At 66.7% G+C, this 21,789-nt stretch carries 22 protein-coding genes; 16 read left to right on the top strand and 6 right to left on the bottom strand.

The window, feature by feature from the left end; genetic code table 11:
- The first annotated feature begins 68 nt into the window (after window positions 1–68).
- From ETQ85_RS14975 to ETQ85_RS14930, 10 genes are read left to right on the top strand one after another with little or no spacing between them, the layout of a single operon-like run.
- Window positions 69–500, top strand: coding sequence for a Zn-ribbon domain-containing OB-fold protein (locus tag ETQ85_RS14975; RefSeq protein ID WP_148579876.1), 432 nt, complete (start codon window positions 69–71; stop codon window positions 498–500).
- Window positions 501–517: 17 nt separating this feature from the next.
- On the top strand, window positions 518–1,669 hold the full coding sequence (locus ETQ85_RS14970; RefSeq protein ID WP_148579875.1) for a thiolase family protein: 1,152 nt from the start codon (window positions 518–520) through the stop codon (window positions 1,667–1,669).
- Window positions 1,670–1,706: 37 nt separating this feature from the next.
- Window positions 1,707–3,104, top strand: a complete 1,398-nt coding sequence (locus ETQ85_RS14965) for an aromatic ring-hydroxylating oxygenase subunit alpha (protein WP_148579874.1) — start codon at window positions 1,707–1,709, stop codon at window positions 3,102–3,104.
- Window positions 3,101–4,117, top strand: coding sequence for an NADP-dependent oxidoreductase (locus ETQ85_RS14960; RefSeq protein WP_148579873.1), 1,017 nt, complete (start codon window positions 3,101–3,103; stop codon window positions 4,115–4,117). The genes ETQ85_RS14965 and ETQ85_RS14960 overlap by 4 nt, the downstream gene beginning before the upstream one ends.
- Window positions 4,114–5,307, top strand: coding sequence for an acyl-CoA dehydrogenase family protein (locus ETQ85_RS14955; RefSeq protein WP_148579872.1), 1,194 nt, complete (start codon window positions 4,114–4,116; stop codon window positions 5,305–5,307). The genes ETQ85_RS14960 and ETQ85_RS14955 overlap by 4 nt, the downstream gene beginning before the upstream one ends.
- Window positions 5,304–6,392 (top strand): acyl-CoA dehydrogenase family protein, encoded by a 1,089-nt coding sequence (locus ETQ85_RS14950; RefSeq protein WP_148579871.1) that lies wholly within the window; start codon window positions 5,304–5,306, stop codon window positions 6,390–6,392. Before ETQ85_RS14955 ends, ETQ85_RS14950 begins: the two co-directional genes overlap by 4 nt.
- 17 nt (window positions 6,393–6,409) lie before the next feature.
- Window positions 6,410–8,056, top strand: coding sequence for an AMP-binding protein (locus tag ETQ85_RS14945; protein WP_148579870.1), 1,647 nt, complete (start codon window positions 6,410–6,412; stop codon window positions 8,054–8,056).
- A 21-nt stretch (window positions 8,057–8,077) separates the two neighbouring features.
- Window positions 8,078–9,040, top strand: a complete 963-nt coding sequence (locus ETQ85_RS14940; RefSeq protein ID WP_148579869.1) for a PDR/VanB family oxidoreductase — start codon at window positions 8,078–8,080, stop codon at window positions 9,038–9,040.
- A 3-nt stretch (window positions 9,041–9,043) separates the two neighbouring features.
- Window positions 9,044–9,940 (top strand): DMT family transporter, encoded by an 897-nt coding sequence (locus ETQ85_RS14935; protein WP_148579868.1) that lies wholly within the window; start codon window positions 9,044–9,046, stop codon window positions 9,938–9,940.
- On the top strand, window positions 9,937–10,650 hold the full coding sequence (locus ETQ85_RS14930; protein ID WP_148579867.1) for an SDR family NAD(P)-dependent oxidoreductase: 714 nt from the start codon (window positions 9,937–9,939) through the stop codon (window positions 10,648–10,650). Before ETQ85_RS14935 ends, ETQ85_RS14930 begins: the two co-directional genes overlap by 4 nt.
- Window positions 10,651–10,773: 123 nt before the next feature.
- Here ETQ85_RS14930 and ETQ85_RS14925 read toward each other — a convergent pair whose 3' ends face one another.
- The 6 genes from ETQ85_RS14925 to ETQ85_RS14900 all read right to left on the bottom strand — a co-directional run bounded on the left by ETQ85_RS14925 (window position 10,774) and on the right by ETQ85_RS14900 (window position 15,870).
- Window positions 10,774–11,301 (bottom strand): VOC family protein, encoded by a 528-nt coding sequence (locus ETQ85_RS14925; protein WP_148579866.1) that lies wholly within the window; start codon window positions 11,299–11,301, stop codon window positions 10,774–10,776.
- A gap of 2 nt (window positions 11,302–11,303) precedes the next feature.
- Window positions 11,304–12,083: an enoyl-CoA hydratase/isomerase family protein gene (locus tag ETQ85_RS14920; RefSeq protein WP_148579865.1), complete on the bottom strand. Its 780-nt coding sequence runs from the start codon at window positions 12,081–12,083 to the stop codon at window positions 11,304–11,306.
- Between the two features lie 70 nt (window positions 12,084–12,153).
- Window positions 12,154–12,936 (bottom strand): SDR family NAD(P)-dependent oxidoreductase, encoded by a 783-nt coding sequence (locus ETQ85_RS14915; protein ID WP_148579864.1) that lies wholly within the window; start codon window positions 12,934–12,936, stop codon window positions 12,154–12,156.
- Window positions 12,937–13,037: 101 nt separating this feature from the next.
- Window positions 13,038–13,745 carry a histidine phosphatase family protein gene (locus tag ETQ85_RS14910; RefSeq protein ID WP_148579863.1) on the bottom strand — a complete coding sequence of 236 codons (708 nt, stop codon included), beginning with the start codon at window positions 13,743–13,745 and terminating at the stop codon, window positions 13,038–13,040.
- Between the two features lie 51 nt (window positions 13,746–13,796).
- The gene (locus ETQ85_RS14905) at window positions 13,797–14,645 is read right to left on the bottom strand and encodes a 3-hydroxybutyryl-CoA dehydrogenase (RefSeq protein WP_148579862.1); all 849 of its coding nucleotides are present in this window, start codon (window positions 14,643–14,645) and stop codon (window positions 13,797–13,799) included.
- A gap of 40 nt (window positions 14,646–14,685) precedes the next feature.
- The gene (locus ETQ85_RS14900) at window positions 14,686–15,870 is read right to left on the bottom strand and encodes an acetyl-CoA C-acyltransferase family protein (protein WP_148579861.1); all 1,185 of its coding nucleotides are present in this window, start codon (window positions 15,868–15,870) and stop codon (window positions 14,686–14,688) included.
- Between the two features lie 384 nt (window positions 15,871–16,254).
- Between ETQ85_RS14900 and ETQ85_RS14895 the strand changes: the two genes are divergently transcribed.
- From ETQ85_RS14895 to ETQ85_RS14870, 6 genes are all read left to right on the top strand, one after another.
- Entirely contained in the window at window positions 16,255–17,379 is a 1,125-nt protein-coding gene (locus tag ETQ85_RS14895; RefSeq protein ID WP_148579860.1) for an NAD(P) transhydrogenase subunit alpha, read from the top strand.
- Between the two features lie 14 nt (window positions 17,380–17,393).
- Window positions 17,394–17,678 (top strand): NAD(P) transhydrogenase subunit alpha part 2, encoded by a 285-nt coding sequence (locus ETQ85_RS14890; protein ID WP_148579859.1) that lies wholly within the window; start codon window positions 17,394–17,396, stop codon window positions 17,676–17,678.
- Window positions 17,678–19,051 (top strand): NAD(P)(+) transhydrogenase (Re/Si-specific) subunit beta, encoded by a 1,374-nt coding sequence (locus ETQ85_RS14885; RefSeq protein ID WP_222862173.1) that lies wholly within the window; start codon window positions 17,678–17,680, stop codon window positions 19,049–19,051. The genes ETQ85_RS14890 and ETQ85_RS14885 overlap by 1 nt, the downstream gene beginning before the upstream one ends.
- Before the next feature lie 111 nt (window positions 19,052–19,162).
- Window positions 19,163–20,224 carry a phosphotransferase family protein gene (locus ETQ85_RS14880; protein ID WP_148579858.1) on the top strand — a complete coding sequence of 354 codons (1,062 nt, stop codon included), beginning with the start codon at window positions 19,163–19,165 and terminating at the stop codon, window positions 20,222–20,224.
- Window positions 20,217–20,591, top strand: coding sequence for a DUF6285 domain-containing protein (locus tag ETQ85_RS14875; RefSeq protein ID WP_148579857.1), 375 nt, complete (start codon window positions 20,217–20,219; stop codon window positions 20,589–20,591). The genes ETQ85_RS14880 and ETQ85_RS14875 overlap by 8 nt, the downstream gene beginning before the upstream one ends.
- A 17-nt stretch (window positions 20,592–20,608) precedes the next feature.
- Entirely contained in the window at window positions 20,609–21,781 is a 1,173-nt protein-coding gene (locus ETQ85_RS14870) for an acyl-CoA dehydrogenase family protein (protein WP_148579856.1), read from the top strand.
- Window positions 21,782–21,789 lie beyond the last annotated feature (8 nt).

Genomic DNA, 21,789 nt, shown 5'->3' with positions numbered 1-21,789 from the left:
ACCGCCCGTTCTTTTCATGTACTATAACAAACAGGATTGATTGTTTTAGACATAAGAGGCCGGCCACGATGAACCTGGATACTTCCCCGAAACTCGCCTGCCCGGATCTGCTTCGGCTCGGTGGCGAGCACCCGGTCCTGCTGGGCAGCCGCTGCACCGATTGCGGCGAGGTGTATTTCCCCGCCAGTGAGGGCTGCACCCGCTGCTGCTCCACCGCCATGGAAACCTTCGCCCTCGGCAGTTTCGGCACCCTGTGGTCATGGACCATCCAGGGCTTCCAGCCCAAGTCGCCCTACAACGGCGGCGAAGCCGAGGCCGACTTCCAGCCCTACGGCGTCGGCTACATCGAGATGCCTTCCGGCGTGAAGGTGGAAAGCCGCCTGACCCTCGCCGACCCGGCGCAGCTGAAGATCGGCATGCCGATGGTGCTGGTCCTGCTGCCCTACCGCCAGGTGCCCGGCGAGGCGCCGGTTTACACCTACGCCTTCGCCCCCGCCTGAGCCCCCCGGAGAAAACCATGGACAACGAAGTCGCGATCATCGGCATCGGCATGCACCCCTTCGGGCGCACCGACGCACTTTCCGGCCAGCAGCAGGGCGCCCACGCGGTACGCGAAGCCCTGAAAGACGCGGGCATCGAATGGAAGGACGTGGGTGTGGCCTACGGTGGCAGCCAGGACGGCGGCAATGCCGACGCCCTCAGCAACCAGCTCGGCCTCACCGGTCTGCCCTTTGTGAATGTGGCCAACGGCTGCGCCACCGGCGGCAGCGCCCTGGCCAGCGTGATTGCCGCGATCCAGTCCGGCATGGCCGAGATTGGCGTGGCGGTGGGTTTCGACAAGCACCCCCGCGGCGCCTTCAACCCCAAGCCCAAGGACTGGGGCCTGGAAGACTGGTACGGCGAAACCGGCCTGATGCTGACCACCCAGTTCTTCGCCCTGAAAACCCGGCGTTACATGTTTGAGCATGGCATCACCGACGACGCCCTGGTGCGCATCGCCCAGCGGGCCTTCCGCAACGGTGCGCTGACGCCCCACGCCTGGCGTCGCCGCGAGCTGAGCTACGCGGAAATCGCCGAATCGATGGCGGTGAACCTGCCCCTGCGCAAGTTCATGTTCTGCAACCCGGCCGAGGGCGGCGCCGCCCTGGTGCTGTGCAGCGCCAAACACGCCCGCAAATACACCGCCAACCCGGTGATCGTGAAGGCCGCGGTAATGCGCACCCGCCACCACGGCTCCTTCGAAGTCTTCAACCCCGGCCTGGCCGCCCAGCAGTCGCCGGCGCCGACGGTGATGGCCTCCCGCGCCGCCTTTGAATTTGCCGGCGTCGGCCCGCAGGACATTGACGTGATCCAGCTGCAGGACACCGACAGCGGTTCCGAGTTGATCCACATCGCCGAAAACGGTTTCTGCGAACACGGCGAGCAGCAACACCTGCTGGCCTCCGGCGCCACCGACATCAACGGTCGCCTGCCCATCAACACCGACGGTGGCTGCCTCGCCAACGGCGAGCCGGTGGGGGCTTCGGGCCTGCGCCAGGTCATCGAAATCTGCACCCAGCTGCGCGGGCAGGCGGGGCAGCGGCAAGTGCCGGGCACGCCCCGGCTTGGCTACACCCACGTCTATGGCGCCCCCGGCGTCAGCGCCGTGACGATTCTTCAGGCCGGCTGACGGCCTCCCCATCGACAAAAATAACGGAGACAAAGACATGAACAAGCCCGAAGAGAAGTTTGTCCTGCTGCCCCAGGACAGCGCCGGCGATCCGGACGTTTTCCAGCAGCTCCTGAAGCAGGAAACCGTTCCGGTGCCCGACTATCTGGCCCCCTGCAATCCGGGTTTCAGTGACGACAATCTGTCGGTAGATCGCTACATCTCCCGCGATTTCCACCGCCAGGAAGCCGAGAAAATGTGGCCGAAGGTGTGGCAGTTCGTCGGTCGTGAAGAGCAGATCCCGAAGGCCGGCGACCACCTCGTCTACGACATCGTCGACGACTCGATCATCGTGATGCGTGGCGACGACGGCGTGATCCGCGGCTTCCACAACTCCTGCCTGCACCGTGGCCGCGCCCTGCGCACCAGCGGTGGCACGGTTGGCCAGCTCAAGTGCCCGTACCACGGCTTCACCTGGGATCTGAAGGGCAAGCTCGAGAGCATTCCCTGCGCCTGGGACTTCAAGTACCTGAAGAAGGAAGAGCAGAACCTGCCGGAAGTGCGCGTCGAGAGCTGGAAGGGCTTCGTCTTCATCAACATGGACCCGGATGCCAAGCCCTTGCTTGAGCACCTGGACGTGCTGCCCGAGCACTTCCGCGACTACGCCTTCGAGCGCTCGGTGATCATCGCCCACGTGCAGCGCAAGGTGCCGGTGAACTGGAAGGTGGCGCAGGAAGCCTTCATGGAATCCATGCACGCCCACGTCACCCACCCGCAGCTGCTCACTTTCACCGGCGACTGCGACAGCCAGTACGACATGTACGGCGACAACATCAGCCGCAGCGTCACCCCGATGGCGGTGCCCAGCTCCCACACCAAGGGTGTGGTCGAGCCGCTGGTGCTCCACGACATTCTCGAAGAATCCGGCCGCATGGCTGATTCCGACGGCGACGCCCACAAGCTGCCCGAAGGTCAGACCACCCGCCAGTACATCGGCGAGCTGAACCGCCGCATCTTCGGCGAGGCCTCCGGCCGCGACCTGTCCCATGTCACCCTGGCCGAACTGCAGGACGCCATCCTCTACTCGATCTTCCCGAACACCCAGATCTGGTCCGGCTACTGCGGCAACATCCTTTACCGGGTCATCCCCGACGGCGACAACCACGAGAGCTGCCTGTTTGACGTGATGCTGCTGTGGCGCCACAAGGAAGGCGAAGTGCCGCCGGCTCCGGCGCGCTTCAACCGTCTGCCGGACGATCAGCCCTTCTCGGCGGCTGCCGAACTGATGGCCCTCGGCCCGGTGTTCGACCAGGACATGCGCAACATGGTCGCCATGACCAAGGGCATGAAGGCCTCGAAGAAGGGCGCCGTCAGCCTGGCGAGCTACCAGGAAAGCCGCATCCGTCACCATCACCTGACCCTCGACAAGTACCTCGGCAGCGGGAGCGCCAAGTGAGCCTGAATACCCAATGGCGCCTCATCGCCCGCCCGGAGGGCGAGGTGGGCCGCGAACACTTCGAAGTCACGCACCTCGCCCTGCCCGAGCCGGGCCCGGGCGAGGTGCGGGTCCGCAACCTGTACCTGCTCATCCCGCCGTCGATGCGCCTGTGGATGAACGCCAAGGAAACCTACTTTCCGCCCCAGCCGCTGGGCGAGGTGATGACCGGCATCACCCTCGGTGTGGTCGAGTCGTCCCGCGACCCGTCGCTGGTGCCCGGTGACTACGTCAATGGTCTGGGCGGCTGCCAGGAATGGTCCATCGCCCCGGCCGGCCATCTGCAGAAGCTCGCCCCGCGCCCCGGCGTGCCGCTGGCCGCGTATCGCTCGGTGCTCGACGTGCAGGGTCTCACCGCTTACTGCGGCCTCACCGAGATCGGCAAGCCCAAGGCCGGCGAGACCCTGGTGGTCACCGCCGCGGCGGGCAGCGTCGGCTCGCTGGCCTGCCAGATCGGCAAGAAGCTCGGCCTCAAGGTGGTTGGCATTGCCGGCGGCCCCGAGAAGTGCGCCTGGCTGCGTGACGAGTGCGGCATCGAGCACGTCATCGACTACAAACACGACGACGTGGCGGCGCGCCTCGACGTCCTGTGTCCGGACGGCATCGACATTGCCTACGAGAACGTCGGCGGCCCGGTGATGGACATGCTCATCGAGCGCCTGCGCTTCAAGGGCCGGGTGGTGCTGTGCGGGCTGGTGTCGAGCTACAACGGCGGCGTCACCCAGAACACCGCGTCGCTGATGACCCTGGTGAACAAGGCCGCGCGCATGGAGGGCTTCCTGGTCAGCGAATACCTGCATCGCTACGAGGACGTGGTCGGCATCCTGCAGGACTGGGCCGCCGAGGGCAGCCTGAAGTACCAGATTGAAGTGCTGGATGGTCTCGACAGCATCGTCGAGGCGATCGGCCGGGTTTTCCACGGCAAGAACCGCGGCGTCCAGCTGGTCAAAATTTGCGACGAGAGGTCGGTATGAGTGAACAACTGCGCGCGCGCGCCGAGACGCTGCGGCAGGAGGTGCGTGATTTCTACGCCACCGTGATGCCCGCCGAGCTGCGCGACAAGGCCCACCGCCACCAGGTGCTGAGCAAGGAAGACTACGTCGGCTGGATGCACCTGCTCGACAAGCAGGGCTGGTCGGTGGCCCACTGGCCCGAGGCCCTGGGCGGCAAGGGTTGGTCACCGCTCGAGCGCTTCGCCTTCGAGGACGAGCTGGCCCGCCTGGGCTGCCCGTGGGTGATTCCGTTTGGCGTCAAATACGTGGGTCCGGTGATCTACGCCTTTGGCACCGACGCGCAGAAGCAGCGCTTCCTGCCGGGCATCAAGACCACCGAGGAATTCTGGGCCCAGGGCTATTCCGAGCCGGGCGCCGGGTCGGATCTGGCCGGCCTGCGCACCATGGCCCTGAAGGACGGCGACCATTACGTGGTGAACGGCCAGAAGGTGTGGACCACCTACGCCCAATGGGCCGACTGGCTGTTCTGCCTGGTGCGCACCGACCGCGACGACAAGCCGCAGACCGGCATCTCCTTCCTGCTCATCGACATGAAGAGTCCGGGCGTGACGGTCAAGCCGATCCGCACCATGGACGGCTTCGCCCACGTCAATGAAGTGTGGCTGGAAGACGTCAAGGTGCCGGCCGAGAACCTGATCGGCGAGGAGGGCAAGGGCTGGACCTACGCCAAGTTCCTGCTCAAGAACGAGCGCACCGCCGGCGCCATCGTCGGCTGGGCCTGGCATGTGCTCGACCGCCTCAAGAAGCACGCCCGCGAGACGCGGGTGAATGGCGTCGCCCTGATCGATCAGCCGCTGATGCGCAACCGCATCGGTGAGTACGAGCTGCGCTTCATGGCCCTTGAACTGGCCGCCTACCAGGCCGTGACGGCGATGGTCGATGGCACCGAGAACGGCAGCGAAGCCTCGCTGATCAAGCTGCGCGGCACCGAGCTCTACCAGGAAGTGATGGAAACCCTCGTCGAGGCCCTGGGCCACGCGGGCGTCGCCTTCGACACCGAAGCCCTGCACAGCGCCGGTTTGCCGCCGCTGGGCCCGGACGACACCGGCGGCATCCTGAAGGACCATTTCTATAACCGCGCTGCAACCATCTTCGGCGGCTCGTCGGAGATCCAGCGCAACATCGTTGCCAAGGTGGTGCTGGGGCTATGACTACGGATCTCGAAACAATCGGCATGCTGCGCGACAGCGCGGCCCGCTACGCCGACGACAACTACAGCTTCCACCAGCGCTGGGCCGTGCTCGAGCAGCCGGAAGGCTACAGCCGCCAGGCATGGAGCGACTTTGCCGAGTTCGGTTTTCTGGCCTTGCGTCTGCCCGAAGACGACGGCGGCCTCGATGCCGACGCGGTGGCGATTGGCGCGGTGATGGAAATCGCCGGCAGCCGCCTGCTGATGGAGCCGCTGCTGGCCAGCGCCATTGTCGGCACCGGCCTGCTGCTCAAGCAAGGCTCTGCCGCCCAGAAGGCCGCGCTGCTGCCGGCCCTGGCCGACGGTTCGCTGGTGCTGGTGCTGGCCGACGACGATGAAGCCGGCCCCTGCGTGATCGACGGTAACCGTATCACTGGCGCCAAGCTCGGTGTGCTGCATGGCGATATCGCCGGCAAGTTTCTGGTCTCGGCAATCGACGCGGCCAGTGGCGCAGCCGTCGTGGCGCTGGTCGATGCCGACGCCGCCGGCCTCAGCCGTCACAACTACAAGCTGGTGGATGGCCGCGGGGCCGCCACGCTGCGCCTGGATGGCGCCGTGGCCGAACGCCTGCAGCCGGAAAGCGGCCAGCCCGCCGCTGCGGCCCTCGCCGACATCCGCGACGAGGCCACGGTGGCCCTGTGTGCCGAGACCCTCGGCATCGTCAGGAGCCTGGTGCACACCACCAACGAATACCTCAAGGTGCGCAAGCAGTTCGGCAAGTTCATCGGCAGCAACCAGGCCCTTCAGCACCGCATGGTCGATTGCCTGCTGCTGCAGGAGGAAGTCCGCGCGTTGACGGCCGCCGCCCAGCAGGCCCTGGCCGGCCCGGCGGAAGGCCGCGTGCGCATCGTCAGTGGCGCCCGCGCCTACATCGTCACGGCGGCCCGCCAGGTGGCCAACGAGGCGATCCAGATGCACGGCGGGGTAGGCGTGACCGACGAGGTGGATGTCAGCCACTACTTCCGTCGCCTGATGGTGATTGCGGCCCTGTTCGGCAACCGCGACGCGCACTTTGCGCGCTTCGTCGATGCTGCGCTGACCGCCTGAGATCCGGAGACCCGCAAATGCGCAAGGATGTGAGTGGCTGGCAGGTGCGCCTCGACGAGGCCCTGATCGAGCGATACACGGCCAGCGGCGACTGGCCCGGCAAGACCCTCGCCGAATTCGCCGAAGACCTGGCCCGGCGCGATCCGGACCGGGTGACCCACGTGTTCGGCGCGCAGCGCTGCACCGTCAGCGAACTGCTGGCTGAGGCCGAGCTGCTGGCCGCCGGCCTGCAGCGGCGCGGCCTGGTGGCTGGCGACGTGGTCAGCTTCCAGCTGCCCAACTGGCGCGAGGCGGTGGTCATCGACCTGGCCACGACCATGCTCGGCCTGGTGGTCGCACCCATCGTGCCGATCTACCGGGACGCCGAGGTGGCCTTCATGCTCGCCGATGCGGGCGTCAAGGCGGCCTTTTTTCCGACGGATTACCGCGGTTTCGATTACGCGGCAATGATGCAAGGCCTGGCCCCGACCCTGCCCGGATTGCGTCTATTGTGTTCGGTGCGCGGCGAGCAGGGGGGCGACAGCTACGAGGCGATGATCGGCGAGGCCACGCGCCTGACCGAGCGACCCAAGGTGGACGCCAACGCGGTGAAGATGATCCTCTACACCTCGGGCACCACCGGCCGGCCGAAGGGCGTGCTGCACACCCACAACACCGGGCCGCTGCGCCTCCGGCGGGCCTTCGAAAACTGGTCGCGCGGCAGTGCCGTGGCCGGCCTCGACAACATCCTGCTGATGGCCTCGCCGGTCACCCACGTGACCGGCCAGAGCGGCATGGAAATCCCGTTCTGCAGCAACACGCGGACGGTGTTCATGGAGCGCTGGAATGCCGTCGAAGCCCTCGACCTGATCGACGCCGAGCAGGTCACCGCCAGCGTTGGCGCCACGCCCTTCCTGCACGAACTGCTGAGCGCCGCCGAAGCAGGCGGACGGCGCCTGCCTAGCCTGCAGGTGTTTGCCTGCGGCGGGGCCGAAGTGCCGCCGGCGCTGATCTGCAAGGCCTATGAGGTGCTGGAGCAGTGCCGCGCCTTCCGCGTGTATGGATCGAGCGAAGTGCCGCTCACCACCCTTGGCTTTGCCGGCGTGGGCGAGATGGAGATGGCGGCCAGCACCGACGGCCAGATCGCCGATTACGAAGTGCGCATCCTCGACGACGAAGGCAACCGCTTGTCGGTGGGCCAGGAGGGCGAGATCTGCGTGCGTGGCCCGTCCATGTTTCTCGGCTACGGCGACCCGGAAGCCACGGCGGCCAGCTTCGATGCCGACGGCTTCTTTGCCACCGGCGACCTGGGGCGGGTGACTTCCGAAGGCGCCATCGTCATCACCGGGCGCAAGAAGGACCTGATCAACCGGGGCGGCGAGAAGGTCAGCGCCAAGGAGGTGGAGGACATCCTGCACCGCATGCCGGCGATCAAGGAAGCCGCCGTGGTGGCCATGCCCCACGCGCGCCTCGGCGAAACCCTGTGCGCCTACGTGATTGCGCAGCCGGGTGCGGGGCTCGACCTCGACGCGCTGCTGGCTTTTGTGGCGGCGTCCGGCGTGGCGCGGCAGAAGTACCCGGAGCACCTGGTGGTGGTGGACGATTTCCCGCGCACCGCCTCGGGCAAGATACGCAAGGACCGCCTGCGCGCCGACATCCGCGAGCGCCAGCAGGCAAAGGCCTGACCCAGAGAGGAGACACACACCATGGATTCGACCCAACTCACCGTTCGCATCGTCCGCAAGGCCACCGAAGCCCTCGACATCGTGTCGCTGGAACTGGCGCCGGTGGACGGGCAGACCCTGCCGTCCTTCAGCGCCGGCTCCCACATCGATGTGGAAGTGCAGCCCGGCCTGATCCGCCAGTATTCCCTGTGCAACGACCCCACCGAGGCGCACCGTTACCTGATCGGCGTGCTGCGCGACCCGGCCTCCCGCGGTGGTTCGGTGGCCGTGCATGACGCCCTCGTGGAAGGCCAGATCCTGCGCATCAGCGCTCCGCGCAATCACTTTGCGCTGGTGCCGGCCAAGCGTTCGGTGCTGCTGGCGGGCGGCATCGGCGTCACGCCGATCCTGTGCATGGCCGAGCGCCTGGCTCGCACCGGGGCCGACTTCGAGATGCATTACTGCGCCCGCGCGGCCGAGCGCGCCGCCTTTGTCGAGCGCATCCGCACGTCCGGTTTTGCCGACCGGGTGCATTTTCACTACGACGACGGCGATGCCGCCCAGAAGCTCGACCTGCCGGCGGTGCTCGACGCGGCCGGCGCCGATGCCCACCTGTACGTGTGCGGGCCGGGCGGCTTCATCGACTTCGTCACCAAGGGTGCGGCGGCGCGCCAGTGGGCGTCGGACCGGGTGCACTTCGAATATTTCGCCGGCCAGAAGGTGGATACCTCGGCCGACGGCAGCTTCGAGGTCAAGCTGGCGAGCAGCGGCAAGTGCGTCAGCGTGGCGCCGACCAAGAGCGTCGTCGCCGCGCTGCGCGAGGCCGGGGTGAACATCGAGGTGTCGTGCGAGCAGGGCGTCTGCGGCACCTGCCTGACCCGCGTGCTCGAAGGCGAGCCCGACCACCGCGACAACTATCTCACCGACGAGGAAAAAGCCGCCAACAACCAGTTCCTGCCGTGCTGTTCGCGGGCCCGGGGCAAGTTGCTGGTGCTCGACCTGTAACCCATGTCGGTTCCGGTCGCCTATGCGTCGGTGGTGCTGCTGTGGTCCACCACGCCGCTGGCGATCAACTGGAGCCTTGAGGGCGGCAGCTTCGCCTTCGCTGTCTTCTCGCGGATGATCGTCGGGCTGCTGTGCGCGGTGGCGGTGCTGCTCGTCACCGGCGTCGGCTTTCCGCTACACAGGACGGTGTGGCCGGCCTATCTGGTCGGCGGCACGAGCCTCTTCGGCACCATGTTGTGCACCTACTGGGGGGCGCAGTTCATCCATTCCGGCCTGCTCTCGGTGATCTTCGGCCTGTCGCCGCTGGTCACCAGCGTGATGGCGGCGCTGTGGCTGAAGGAGCGCGCGCTGACGCCGGTGCGTATCGTCGGCATGTTGCTGGCGCTGGGCGGTCTGGTGATTGTCTTCGGCGACGGGCAGGGCCTCGGCAGCCCGCAGGCCGGCATCGGTCTGGCGGCCGTGTTGCTGGCGGTCTTCATCAACTCGGCAGGCCTGGTGTGGATGAAGCGGGTGGCGGGCCACACCCCGCCGCTGGCCATCACCGCCGGGGTGATGCTGGTCTCGTTGCCCCTCTTCGGCCTCGCCTGGCTGATCACCGACGGCCACTGGCCGGCCAGCCTGCCGCTGCGCAGTGTGCTGGCGATCGCCTATCTGGGCGTCTTTGGCTCGGTGCTCGGCTTTGCCCTTTACTACTATCTGATGAAGCACATGGACGCGGCGGCGCTGGCCCTTATCACCGTCGTCACGCCGCTGCTGGCGCTGTTTCTGGGGCGCTTTCTCAACGACGAAGCGCTGCCGGCCCAGGTGTGGGGCGGGGCGGCAACGATCAGTGCAGGCCTGTTCCTGCATCAACGGGGTTTGCCGGCGCTGCCGGCCTGCTTCAGACGGAGACCATCATGAATTCAAGCGACAACAAGCCCGTGGCGCTCATTACCGGTGTCGGGCCGGGCACCGGCTCGGCGCTGGTGCGGCGTTTTGTAGACGGCGGCTACCGGGTTGCCATGCTGGCCCGCGACGCCGAACGGCTGGCGGCGCTGGCGGCGGAACTCCCCGATGCCCGGGCCTTCGCCTGCGACGTGACCGACAGCGCGGCGGTGGATGCGACGCTGGCCCGGGTGCGGGTCGAACTCGGCATTCCCGCGGTGCTGATCCACAACGCGGTGGCTGGCGGTCGTGGTTCCTTTCTCGACATGGACCCGGCGCTGCTGGAGCGGGGTTTCCAGGTGAATGTGATGGCCCTGCTGCACCTGGCCCGTGCCCTCGCACCGGACATGATCGCCGCCGGTGCGGGCGCCATCATCGTCACCGGAAACACCTCGTCGCAGCGCGGCCGGGCGCCGTTTGCCGGGCTGGCACCCACCAAGGCGGCCCAGCGCATCCTGTGCGAATCAATGGCCCGCGAGCTCGGGCCGCAGGGCGTGCACGTGGCCTACGTGGTCATCGACGCGGTGATCGACGTGCCGTGGACCCGCCGGGCCTTTGCCGGGCAGCCGGACAGCTTTTTCATGCAGCCGGCGGCCATCGCCGGTGAAGTCTGGCACCTGGCGCACCAGGACAGCAGTGCGTGGAGCTTTCTGCACGAACTGCGGCCGTTTGGCGAAACCTGGTAGAAAAATCCAGCAGGAGGAGAGTTGGGGGCCGGTCGGGGCGGGTTACGCGCCCATCCATGCCTCTCCCTGCGCGCCATAGATTCCGAAGCCCTCTGTGGGTCGGACTGAAGTCCGACCCACAGCTCAGTCGAAGCGGATGTCCCGCACCGCGTCCGTGCCGTCGAAACCCTCGGCGGCCGTTTTCACGAAGGCGTAGAAGCCGGTGAGCACCTCGGTGGGGCTGTACAGCTCGATCATGTGGCCGTACTCGGCCACCGTGTCGACCATCGCAAAGGCGAAGCCGTCGTTCATTTCGGCGTAGAGGGCGATCTCGCGCCCGGCGGCTTTGTGGGCGGCGATGGCGGAGGGCAGATCGTCCACGAACAGGGCCACGTGATGGATGCCTGCGCTGCCGCTGCCTTCCGGATACATGTCGTGAAAGGCCGACGGGTCGGGCTTGTTCTGCTGGACGAACTCGACCATCAGCTCGCCCCACTGGCCGTAGGCGGAGCTGTGGTCGAGCTGGCTTTCCTGGCCCCGGTACAGCGCCTTGCGCAGCGGGATGTGTTCCGCGACGAAGTAGGGGCCGGAGCCGAACAGGGCGGCGTGGCGCGCCGCCGCCACGCGCACGTCGGGGACGAAGTAGGCGATCTGGCGGATCGGCAGCGCCATGGTCAGCAGCCCTTGTAGGTGGCCGGACGCTTTTCGAGGAAGGCGTTGACCGCTTCCTTGAAGTCGTCGGTGGCGGCGCAGGTGGCGAAGCCCTGGCGTTCGGCGTCGAGCTGGCCGGCGAAGTCGCGCTCGAAGGAGCGGCGCATGAGCTGCTTGAGGGTGCCCTGGGCAATGGGCGAGCCGGCGGCGAGGCGGCGGGCCAGCTTGTCGGTTTCTTCGGTGAGGCTGTCGGCCGGCACGACCCGGTTCACCAGGCCGAGGCGCAGGGCTTCGGTGGCGTCGATGGGGTCGGACAGCAGGGCGATTTCCAGCGCCTTGTGCAGGCCGACGGTGCGCGGCAGGCTCCACGAGGCGCCCAGGTCGCAGCAGGTGCCGAGGTTTACGTAGGCGAAGTTGAAGCGCGTGCTGTCCGCGGCGATGATCAGGTCGCAAGCCAGGGCCATGCTCATGCCGGCCCCGGCCACCGGGCCCTGGATGCTGGCGATGACTGGCGCGCGCAGCGTGGTGAGGATGGCCAGCGCGGCGTTGAGGGGTTCGATCAGCGTGGCGGGCACCGAGGCCGGATCGTCGCGGAACTGGGCGATGTCGCCGCCGGCCATGAAGGCGCGGCCTTCGCCACTGAGGATGACGACGCGCACGTCCGGGTCGGCCTGCAGGCGCCGGGCGGCGGCCAGCAGGGCCTCGGCGGTGACCGTGTTGATGGCGTTGAGCACCTTCGGACGGTTGAAGTGCAGGCGAACGATGCCGCCTTCGCGGGTTTCGATGATGGGGGTGTCGCTCATGGTGTTGTCTCCTCTTGAATTGCTTATGGCTGTCTTGTGGGTCGGACTGAAGTCCGACCCACAGTGCCTACTACATCGGCAGTTGGGGGCCGGCGGTGACGGTGACGCCGCCATCGACGACGAGGCCGTGGCCGGTGATGAAATCGGCGTCGTCGCTGGCCAGCATCAGGGCGGCGCGGGCGATGTCTTCGGGGCGGCCGAGGCGTTTGACGGCGGCGGCTTGCTCCCATTGGGCGCGCACTTCGGGAATCGAGAAGAGTCCGGCGGTCATGCCGGTTTCGATGGCGCCGGGCAGCAGGTAGTTGGCGGTGATGCCGAAGCGCCCGACTTCCTTGGCGATGGTCTTGGTGAGGCCAGCCACGGCGTGCTTGGTGCTCACGTAGGCGCCGCAGCTGTGGTCGGCAAAGTGGGCGAGGATCGAGCCGGTGTTGATGATGCGGCCGCGGCCGGTGGTTTTGGCGCGTTCGATCATGACCGGGATGGCGTGGCGGCAGGTGCGCATCACGGCATGCACGTTCACCTCGAAGGCGCGCAGCCAGTCGTCTTCCGGCATGGCAGACACCGGCGAGACGGGCACGATGCCGGCGTTGTTGAAGAGGATGTCGAGGCCGCCGAACTGCGCGAGGGCGAGGGCGACCATCTTTTGCGGCGCGTCGGCGTCGGTGACGTTGAGGGCCAGCGCGGCGACGTTCGGGTTGCCGGCATGCACGGTGGCGATGGCCGAGCCGGGCAGGTCTACGGCAACGACCGAGGCGCCTTCGGCGGCGAACAGTTCAACCGTGGCGCGGCCGATGCCGGAAGCGGCGCCGGTAATGATGGCCACACGGCCGCTGAGTCTTTGATGGGTAGTCATGGGGTGTCTCGCTCCTGGTTTGAATTGTTGTGGGTCGGACTGCAGTCCGACTGTGTCCGTTGAGCCCGTGTTGTCGGACTGAAGTCCGACCCACAGGGGGCTCAGCCGCGCGCCCGGAAATCCCGGTAGATCTTTTCCATCACCATCAGATGGTCGCCGTGGCGGGCGAGGTCGTAGGGGGCGATGTTCACCGCGCGCAGGTAGGCGCGGGTCAGGCGGCCGTCTTCCACGTCGAGTTCGATCATGTTGACGCAGGCCGGGTCTTGCTCGAAGGCCTTGATGGCAGACAGGCCGGCGCCGATGACGTGGGTCAGCAGGATGCGATTGACGCCGTCGTGGGCGACGATGAGGGCGTTGGCCCAGTCGTCGCGGGCAATCAGGTCGTCCCAGGCGGCATGCACGCGCACGGCGAGGTCGGCCCAGTGTTCGCCGCGCAGGAAGCCGCCATCCGGGTCGGCACCGGTTTCGTAGGCGTAGGCGATTTCCTGCTCCTGCAGCTCGGGCGGAATCTCGCGCAGGCGGCCGGCGCGGACTTCCTTCAGGCGGTGTTCTTCGTGCAGCGGCAGGGGGCGATCGCCGAGGACGATGCGGGCCGTTTCGACGGTGCGGGCGAGGCCGGAGCATAGGGCCAGGTCGAAGGGGATGTCGTCGAGCAGTTCGGCGGCAGCCTGGGCCTGTTCGCGGCCGCGGGGGGTGAGGGGAACGCTGCGCGGGTCGAGGGGCTGGCCGCTGGCGTCGAAGTAGCTGACCTGGGCGTGGCGCATCAGGTAGATGCGGCGGCGGCAGCGGGTGCCGGGTAGGCCTTGCATGGGGGTGACTCCGGTTGGCCGGGGAGGCGCACCTCCCCGGGGGCGTTCAGCTTAGTAGCTGTAGAAGCCCTGGCCGCTCTTGCGACCCAGATAGCCGGCATCCACCATTTCCTTCAGCAGGGGGGCGGGGCGGTACTTGGGATCGTTGAAGCCGGTGTAGAACACTTCCATCACCGACAGCATGGTGTCGAGGCCGATGAGGTCGGCCAGGGCCAGCGGGCCGATGGGGTGGTTGCAGCCCAGCTTCATGCCTTCGTCGATGTCGGCGGCGCTGGCGAGGCCTTCCTGCAGGGCGAAGATGGCTTCGTTGATCATCGGGCACAGGATGCGGTTCACCGCGAAGCCCGGGCTGTTCTTGGCGACGATCGGGGTCTTGCCGACGGCGGTGGCGAAGGCCTGGACGGCGGCCTGGGTTGCGTCGGAGGTTTGCAGGCCGCGGATCAGTTCGACCAGGGCCATCAGCGGCACCGGGTTGAAGAAGTGCATGCCGATGAAACGTTCCGGACGGGAGATGCTGGCCGCCAGCTTGGTGATGGACAGGGACGAGGTGTTGCTGGCGATGATGGCGGTCGGTGCCACGATGGCGTCGATCTCCTTCAGGATGCGCAGCTTGAGGCCTTCGTTCTCGGTGGCCGCTTCGATCACCAGGTCGGCGCCGGCCAGGTCGGCGTAGGCGGTGGTGGCGCGGATGCGGGCGAGGGCGGCGTCCTTGTCGGCGGCGCTGATCTTTTCCTTCTTGACCAGTCGGTCGAGGCTGCCGGACACCGTCTTCACACCACGTTCGACGGCTTCGGTGGAGATGTCGACCATCACCACGTTGATACCCGCCAGGGCACACACCTGCGCGATGCCATTGCCCATGGTGCCGGCGCCGATCACGCCGATTGTTTGAATTGCCATGCTGTGTAACTCCTTGTTGCGTCGTTTTTAAAAGGCTTTTTTAAACGCGTTCGAAGATGGCGGCGATACCCTGACCGCCACCGATGCACATGGTCACCAGCGCGTAGCGGCCCCCGATCCGATGCAGTTCGGCGATGGCCTTGGTGGTGATGATGGCGCCGGTCGCTCCGACCGGATGCCCGAGGGAAATCCCCGAGCCGTTCGGATTGACCTTGGCCGGATCCAGCCCCAGTTCCTGGGTCACCGCGCAGGCCTGGGCCGCGAAAGCCTCGTTGGCTTCAATGACATCCAGGTCGGCAAGGGTGAGGCCGGTGCGTTCAAGCACCAGACGGGTGGCCGGTATCGGGCCGATGCCCATGTACGCCGGTTCGACGCCGGCGTGAGCATACCCGACCAGACGGGCGAGTGGCTTGAGGCCAAGCGCTGCGGCGCGTTTTCCTTCTGCCAGCACCACCGCGGCGGCACCGTCGTTGAGGCCGGAGGCATTGCCCGGCGTCACGCTGCCGTCCTTCTGGAAGATGGCCTTCATCTTGGCCAGGGCTTCCAGGCTCACGTCGCCGCGCACGTGCTCGTCGGTATCGAACAGCACGGTGCCCTTGCGGGTCTTGATCTCGACCGGGGCGATCTGTTCCTTGAAGCGGCCTTCGGCAATGGCGCGGACGGCGCGCTGCTGGCTTTCCAGGGCGAGGGCGTCCTGCATCTCGCGGGTGATGCCGTAGCGGGCGGCGACGTTCTCGGCGGTTACACCCATGTGGAACTTCTCCCACGGGTCGTGGAGGATGCCGTTCATGTAGTCGAGGGCCGGCGTGTCGCCCATGCGTGCGCCCCAGCGCAGGTTCGGCAGGATGTAGGGGCCGCGGCTCATGGCTTCGGCGCCGCCGCCGATGGCGATGTCGGTGTCGCCGAGGAGGATCGACTGGGCTGCACACACGATGGCCTGCAGGCCCGAGCCGCACAGGCGGTTTACGTTGAAGGCCGGGGTTTCCAGCGGAATGCCCGAGTCGATGGCGGCGACGCGGCTCAGATAGGCATCGCGCGGCTCGGTGGGAATCACGTTGCCCATCACCACATGGCCGATCTCGCGCGGGTCTACGCCCGAACGGGTCAGCGCGGCGCTGACCGCCGTGGTGGCCAGCTGGCTGAGGGGGATGTCCTTGAGGCTGCCGCCATAGGTGCCAATGGCCGTACGGGCGGTGCCGACTACGAAGATTTCGCGCTGCGTCATGGTGGATTCCGTTTGTTGGAGTGGGTCCTTGAATGTTATCAAACAAACAAGCAAAGCGGTTTGTTATTGGATGAGAGAAGCACACCTTCCCGTGGGTCGGACTTCAGTCCGACCCACATGGAACCGATTCGCTGAAACAAATTTCGGTTTGGGGCTTGGCAGCCCGATCTTTTGTGCTTACTATTAAAAAACGAACACGACGGTTTGTTTTGTTTGTGTGCGGAAGGTGTGTCTCCCTGCTAGTAAGCGTAATCCTCTCCCTCAGCGCTTATGGGCATTTTCTCCAGGTCGCTCGCGCAACGCGGCGACCTGGATCTTTCTCCCAGGAGAAGGGGACGGCCTGATCACGAGGGGAATGTCGCTAATCACAAGAGAACCCGCCAGATGTCCCTGACCATCGGAATAGCAGCAGAAACCCTGCCCGGAGAGCGGCGCCTGCCCGTGGTGCCGGACGTGGTGAAGAAATACCAGGGCCTCGGTGCCCGCATCGTTATGCAGAAAGGGGCCGGCAAGCAGGCTCACTATCGCGACGACACCTTTGCCGACGTGGAATTCGTGGATAGCGCAGAGAAGGTTTTTGCGATGTCCGACATCGTCTGCTGTGTACAACCGCCCCCCGCCGATCTGATTGCCGCCATGCAGCCGGGCAGCGTGCTGGTCGGCCTGCTGCAGCCGTGGTCGGATGCCGAGCGGGCGCTGCTGTTTGCCCGCCAGCAAGTCACAGCCTTTGCGATGGAATTGCTGCCGCGCATCAGCCGGGCGCAGAGCATGGACGTGCTGTCCAGCCAGGCCGCTGTTACCGGTTACGAATGCGCGCTGATCGCCGCCGACCATTCACCACGCTTCTTCCCGATGCTCACCTACGCGGCCGGCACCATCCGCCCGGCCAAGGTGCTGGTGATCGGCGCCGGTGTGGCCGGCCTGCAGGCCATTGCTACCGCCAAGCGCATCGGCGCGATGGTCGAGGCCTATGACGTGCGCCCCGAAACCCGCGAGCAGATCGAATCGCTGGGCGCCAAGTTCGTCGACACCGGTGTGTCGGCAGCCGGCACCGGCGGCTATGCCCGCGAACTGACCCCCGAAGAGAAGGCCAGGCAGGCCGAACGCCTGGCCCGCGCCGTGGCCCAGTGTGACGCGCTGATCACCACTGCGGCGATTCCCGGCAGGAAGGCCCCGGTGATCATTACCGCCGCCATGATTACCGGCATGAAAGCCGGCTCGGTGGTGGTGGACATGGCGGCCGAATCGGGCGGCAACGTGGAAGGCACCGTCGCCGGCGAAAAACGCTGGATCAATGACGTGCTCCTGATCGGCCCGACCCACGTGGCCAGCCGCATGCCGGCACACGCCTCGGAAATGCTGGCCAAGAACCTCTTCAACTTCATCAGCCCCTTCATCAAGGACGGTGCGCTGGCGCTCGACTGGGACGACCAGGTCATCGCCGGTACCTGCCTCACCCACGCCGGCGAGCTGCGCCACGCCGGCGTCAAGCAGGCCCTCGGCCTGTAACCGGAGACGACCCCATGGACGGCTTTGTCGCAATCTACATCTTCATGCTCGCCGCCTTCACCGGCTACGAGGTGATTTCCCGTGTGCCGGTGATCCTGCACACCCCGCTGATGTCCGGCTCCAACTTTGTGCACGGCGTCGTGCTGGTGGGCGGCATGATCGCCCTCGGCCAGGCCGAAACGCCGCTCGAGCAGGCCCTCGGCTTCGTTGCCGTGCTGCTCGGTGCGGCCAACGCCGCCGGCGGCTACGTGGTGACCGAACGCATGCTCGCCATGTTCAAGTCGAAGGAGAAGAAATAATGGCGATGAAATGGCTGATTGACGCGAGCTACTTCGTCGCCGCGATCCTCTTCATCCTCGGCCTCAAGGGCATGAGCTCGCCGGTGTCGGCCCGTAAAGGCATCGTCTGGGCCGGGGTCGGCATGGTGCTCGCCACCGTGGTCACCTTCCTCACCCCGGGCATGCACAACTTCGCCCTCATGCTCCTCGCCATCACCCTTGGCGGGGCGGTGGCGTGGATCTCCGGCAAGAAGGTCGCCATGACCGACATGCCGCAGATGGTCGCCATCTACAACGGCATGGGCGGCGGCGCCGCGGCGGCGATTGCTGCGGTCGAATTCGCCCGCGGTGAAATGCACGGCGTCGTTGTCACCCTGCTCGCCACCCTCGGCGCGCTGATCGGCGCGGTCTCCTTCTCCGGCTCCGTCATCGCCTGGGCCAAGCTGCAGGGCGTCATGAAAAAAGCCTTCCGGCTGCCCGCCCAGAACGCGGTGAACATCGTGCTGGCGCTGGTGACCATCGCTGTCGGCGGCGCCATCGTCATCGCCCCGACCATCGACCCGCTGCTGGTCGGCGCCTTCTTCGTGCTGGCGCTGCTGCTCGGCGTGATCATCACCCTGCCGATCGGCGGGGCCGACATGCCGGTCGTCATCTCGCTGTTCAACGCCTTCACCGGCCTGGCCGTGGGCTTTGAAGGCTTCGTGATGGGCATCCCCGCGCTGATCATCGCCGGCATCGTCGTCGGCGCCGCTGGCACCCTGCTCACCCAGCTGATGGCCAAGGCCATGAACCGGCCGATCAGCAACATCCTCTTCGTGCCGATGGCCGCTGCCGGTGGCGGCGAAGCCGTCGAGGGCGAGCAGAAGGAACTCGGCGCGATGGATGCCGCCGCCCTGATGCGCTACGCCAGCAAGGTCATCATCGTGCCGGGCTACGGCATGGCGGTGGCCGGCGCCCAGCACAAGGTGTGGGAAATGGCCGAGCTGCTTGAAGAAGCCGGTGTCGAGGTGGTCTTCGCGATCCACCCGGTGGCTGGCCGGATGCCCGGCCACATGAACGTGCTGCTCGCCGAAGCCGGCGTGCCCTACGAGAAGATCTTCGACCTCGAGGAAATCAACGGTGACTTCGCCCAGGCCGACGTGGCGCTGGTGATCGGCGCCAACGACGTGGTGAACCCCTCGGCGCGCACCGACAAATCGAGCCCGATCTACGGCATGCCGATTCTCAACGCCGACTTGGCGCAGAACGTCATCGTCGTGAAGCGCGGCAAGGGCACGGGTTACTCGGGCATCGAGAACGCGCTGTTCTACAAGGAAAACACCCGGCTGCTGTACGGCTCGGCCCAGCAGGCCATCGGGGAAGTGATCCAGCACGTGAAGGCGATGTCGGTTTGAACAGAGCCCTGTGGGTCGGACTTCAGTCCGACAACAAGCGTCATCAAGGCGCTGTCGGACAAGCACCCGGCCCACAGGAATAAAGACACCACACAAAGGAGAGGAAACCCAGTGGACGCGAACAAGGAAACAACGCAAAAGCCGGACGTCGAGACCTTCGTCGCCGGCTTCCTGCAGCGTGAGGCGGGCGCCGAGGCGGTCGAAGTGCATAGCTGCAAGCGCCTCGGCGGCGGCGCCATCCAGGAGAACCTGGCGCTCGACCTGAGCATCAGCGGTGGCCCGTGGGCCGGCCGGCACACGCTGGTGCTGCGCACCGATTCTCCCTCCGGGCTGAGCATCAGCCTGAGCCGGGCCCAGGAATTCGCTGTGCTGAAGGTGGCCTTTGCCGCTGGCGTGAAGGTGCCCGAGCCCCTGTGGCTGCACCGCGACCAGGGCGAGTTTGGCCGCGACTTCTACCTCATGCGCCGGGTTGGCGGCTCGGCCGCGGCGCGTCCGCTGGTGCGCGGCGATCTGACGACCGACGAGCGCGAGGCCCTGCTGGCCGAGATGGGCAGCGAGCTGGCCAGGCTGCACCAGGTGCGGCCGCCGGTTGCATCCTTCGACTTCCTCTCTGTTCCAGAGGGCTCCCCGGCACTGGCGCGGGTGGCCGAATACCGCCGCCTGATCGACGCCATCGGGCGCCCCCAGCCGACCCTCGAATGGGCCCTGCGCTGGCTCGAACTGAATGCCCCGGTCGGTGGTGAAACGGTGCTGACCCACGGCGATTTCCGCACCGGCAACTACATGGTCGAGGACAAGCGGCTGTCCGGCATTCTCGACTGGGAATTCGCCGGCTGGAGCGATCCGATGGAAGACCTGGGCTGGCTGTGTGCCCGCTGCTGGCGCTTTGGCGCCTGGGAGCACGAGGCCGGCGGCGTCGGTAGCGCCGAGGCCTTCGCCCGCGGTTACGCGACCGTCACCGGTCAGCCGCTGGACCTGTCGGCGCTGCCCTACTGGAAGGTGATGGGCACGATGCGCTGGGCAGTGATCGCCCTGATGCAGGCCGAACGCCATTTGTCCGGCGAGCAGCCGTCGCTGGAACTGGCCCTGACCGGCCGCATGCTGCCGGAAATCGAGCTGGATCTGGTCCAGGAAATCAACGCCATCGAAGAGGAGCGTGCCCGCCATGCGTAGCCTGCCCACTGCCGCCGAGCTGCTCAAGATCGCCCGCGACGGCCTGCTCAACGAACTGCTGCCCCACTTGCCCAAGGAGCAGCACTACACCGCCCTGATGGCCGCCAACGCGCTGGCCATCTCGATGCGCGAAATCCAGGCCGACGCCAGCCAGGACCAGGCCGAAGCAGCCCTGTTGCACGAGCTGTACGGCAGCGCGGCGACCAGCGCCGGCATCGACGAATTTGCCGTGCGCCTGGCCCATGACCTGCGCGAAGGCCGTTTCGACACCCGCCTGCCGGCCGTCGGCCAGTTGCTGCTGGCCGAAGTGACGGCCCGCCTGCGGGTCTCCAATCCGAAATACCTCAAGCAGGCCGGCCTGAACTGAGCCCCAGGAGACAGCACATGAATTTCGACATCCCGGCCGAACTCAAGGCCCTGCAGGAAAAGACCCGGCGTTTCATCGCCGAGGAAATCATTCCCTTCGAGAAAGACCCCCGCGTCACCGCCCACGGCCCGACCGAGGAACTGCGCAACGAACTGGTTGCCAAGGCCAAGGCCGCCGGCCTGCTGACGCCCCATGCGTCGGTGGAGCTGGGCGGTCTCGGGCTGGACCACTTCGCCAAGGCCATCGTTTTCGAAGAGGCCGGCTATTCCACCCTCGGCCCGACGGCGCTCAACATTGCCGCCCCCGACGAAGGCAACATCCACCTGATGGAAGCCGTCGCCACCGAGGCCCAGAAGGAGCGCTGGCTGAAGCCCCAGGTGGCAGGAAAGATCCGCTCGTGCTTTTGCATGACCGAACCCGATCCGGGCGCCGGCGCTGACCCTTCAATGCTGCAGACCCTGGCGGTGAAGGACGGCGACGACTACGTGATCAACGGTCGCAAGTGGTTCATCACCGGCGCCACCGGTGCCAGCTACGCCATCATCATGGCCAGGATGGAAGACGGCAGCGCCACCATGTTCCTGGCCGACATGGACCAGCCGGGCATCACCGTCGAGCGCAGCATGGACGCGCTGGACGCCTGCTTTACCGGCGGCCACGGGGTGGTGAGTTTCAACAATCTGCGCGTGCCGGCGGCTGACGTGCTGGGCGAAGTGGGGCAGGGCTTCCGCTACGCCCAGGTGCGCCTGGCACCGGCCCGTCTGACTCACTGCATGCGCTGGCTCGGCCAGGCGCGGCGGGCCCATGACGTGGCCAGTGCCTATGCCCGCAAGCGTCAGGCTTTCGGCAAGGCGCTGGGTGAGCACGAGGGCGTCGGTTTCATGCTCGCCGACAACGAGATGGACCTGCACACCAGCCGCCTGGCGATCTGGCATTGCGCGTGGGTGCTCGACCAGGGCGGCAAGGGCAAGAACGAATCGAGCATGGCCAAGGTGATCTGCTCGGAGGCCGAATGGCGGGTGGTGGACCGCTGCGTGCAGGTGTTGGGTGGCCAGGGCGTGACCGCCGAAACCATCGTCGCGCGCATCTGGTCCGACATGCGCGCCTTCCGCATCTACGACGGCCCCTCCGAGGTGCATCGCTGGAGCCTGGCGCGCAACATCATGAAGCCGCCGAAGGCCGCGCACTGAGCGCGGGG

Source organism: Zoogloea oleivorans, assembly GCF_008107625.1.
Lineage (GTDB): Bacteria > Pseudomonadota > Gammaproteobacteria > Burkholderiales > Rhodocyclaceae > Zoogloea > Zoogloea oleivorans.
Note: the sequence above shows the minus strand (reverse complement) of the source record. Positions and strands in the feature narration are given on the sequence as shown.

Coding starts and splice junctions, on each gene's coding strand:
- ETQ85_RS14965 (WP_148579874.1), top strand. CDS start 1,707: ATGAACAAGCCCGAAGAGAAGTTTGTCCTGCTGCCCCAGGACAGCGCC.
- ETQ85_RS14920 (WP_148579865.1), bottom strand. CDS start 12,083: ATGAGCGACACCCCCATCATCGAAACCCGCGAAGGCGGCATCGTTCGC.
- ETQ85_RS14870 (WP_148579856.1), top strand. CDS start 20,609: ATGAATTTCGACATCCCGGCCGAACTCAAGGCCCTGCAGGAAAAGACC.
- ETQ85_RS14955 (WP_148579872.1), top strand. CDS start 4,114: ATGAGTGAACAACTGCGCGCGCGCGCCGAGACGCTGCGGCAGGAGGTG.
- ETQ85_RS14925 (WP_148579866.1), bottom strand. CDS start 11,301: ATGGCGCTGCCGATCCGCCAGATCGCCTACTTCGTCCCCGACGTGCGC.
- ETQ85_RS14935 (WP_148579868.1), top strand. CDS start 9,044: ATGTCGGTTCCGGTCGCCTATGCGTCGGTGGTGCTGCTGTGGTCCACC.
- ETQ85_RS14950 (WP_148579871.1), top strand. CDS start 5,304: ATGACTACGGATCTCGAAACAATCGGCATGCTGCGCGACAGCGCGGCC.
- ETQ85_RS14910 (WP_148579863.1), bottom strand. CDS start 13,745: ATGCAAGGCCTACCCGGCACCCGCTGCCGCCGCCGCATCTACCTGATG.
- ETQ85_RS14905 (WP_148579862.1), bottom strand. CDS start 14,645: ATGGCAATTCAAACAATCGGCGTGATCGGCGCCGGCACCATGGGCAAT.
- ETQ85_RS14945 (WP_148579870.1), top strand. CDS start 6,410: ATGCGCAAGGATGTGAGTGGCTGGCAGGTGCGCCTCGACGAGGCCCTG.
- ETQ85_RS14875 (WP_148579857.1), top strand. CDS start 20,217: ATGCGTAGCCTGCCCACTGCCGCCGAGCTGCTCAAGATCGCCCGCGAC.
- ETQ85_RS14975 (WP_148579876.1), top strand. CDS start 69: ATGAACCTGGATACTTCCCCGAAACTCGCCTGCCCGGATCTGCTTCGG.
- ETQ85_RS14895 (WP_148579860.1), top strand. CDS start 16,255: ATGTCCCTGACCATCGGAATAGCAGCAGAAACCCTGCCCGGAGAGCGG.
- ETQ85_RS14890 (WP_148579859.1), top strand. CDS start 17,394: ATGGACGGCTTTGTCGCAATCTACATCTTCATGCTCGCCGCCTTCACC.
- ETQ85_RS14940 (WP_148579869.1), top strand. CDS start 8,078: ATGGATTCGACCCAACTCACCGTTCGCATCGTCCGCAAGGCCACCGAA.
- ETQ85_RS14900 (WP_148579861.1), bottom strand. CDS start 15,870: ATGACGCAGCGCGAAATCTTCGTAGTCGGCACCGCCCGTACGGCCATT.
- ETQ85_RS14970 (WP_148579875.1), top strand. CDS start 518: ATGGACAACGAAGTCGCGATCATCGGCATCGGCATGCACCCCTTCGGG.
- ETQ85_RS14885 (WP_222862173.1), top strand. CDS start 17,678: ATGGCGATGAAATGGCTGATTGACGCGAGCTACTTCGTCGCCGCGATC.
- ETQ85_RS14930 (WP_148579867.1), top strand. CDS start 9,937: ATGAATTCAAGCGACAACAAGCCCGTGGCGCTCATTACCGGTGTCGGG.
- ETQ85_RS14915 (WP_148579864.1), bottom strand. CDS start 12,936: ATGACTACCCATCAAAGACTCAGCGGCCGTGTGGCCATCATTACCGGC.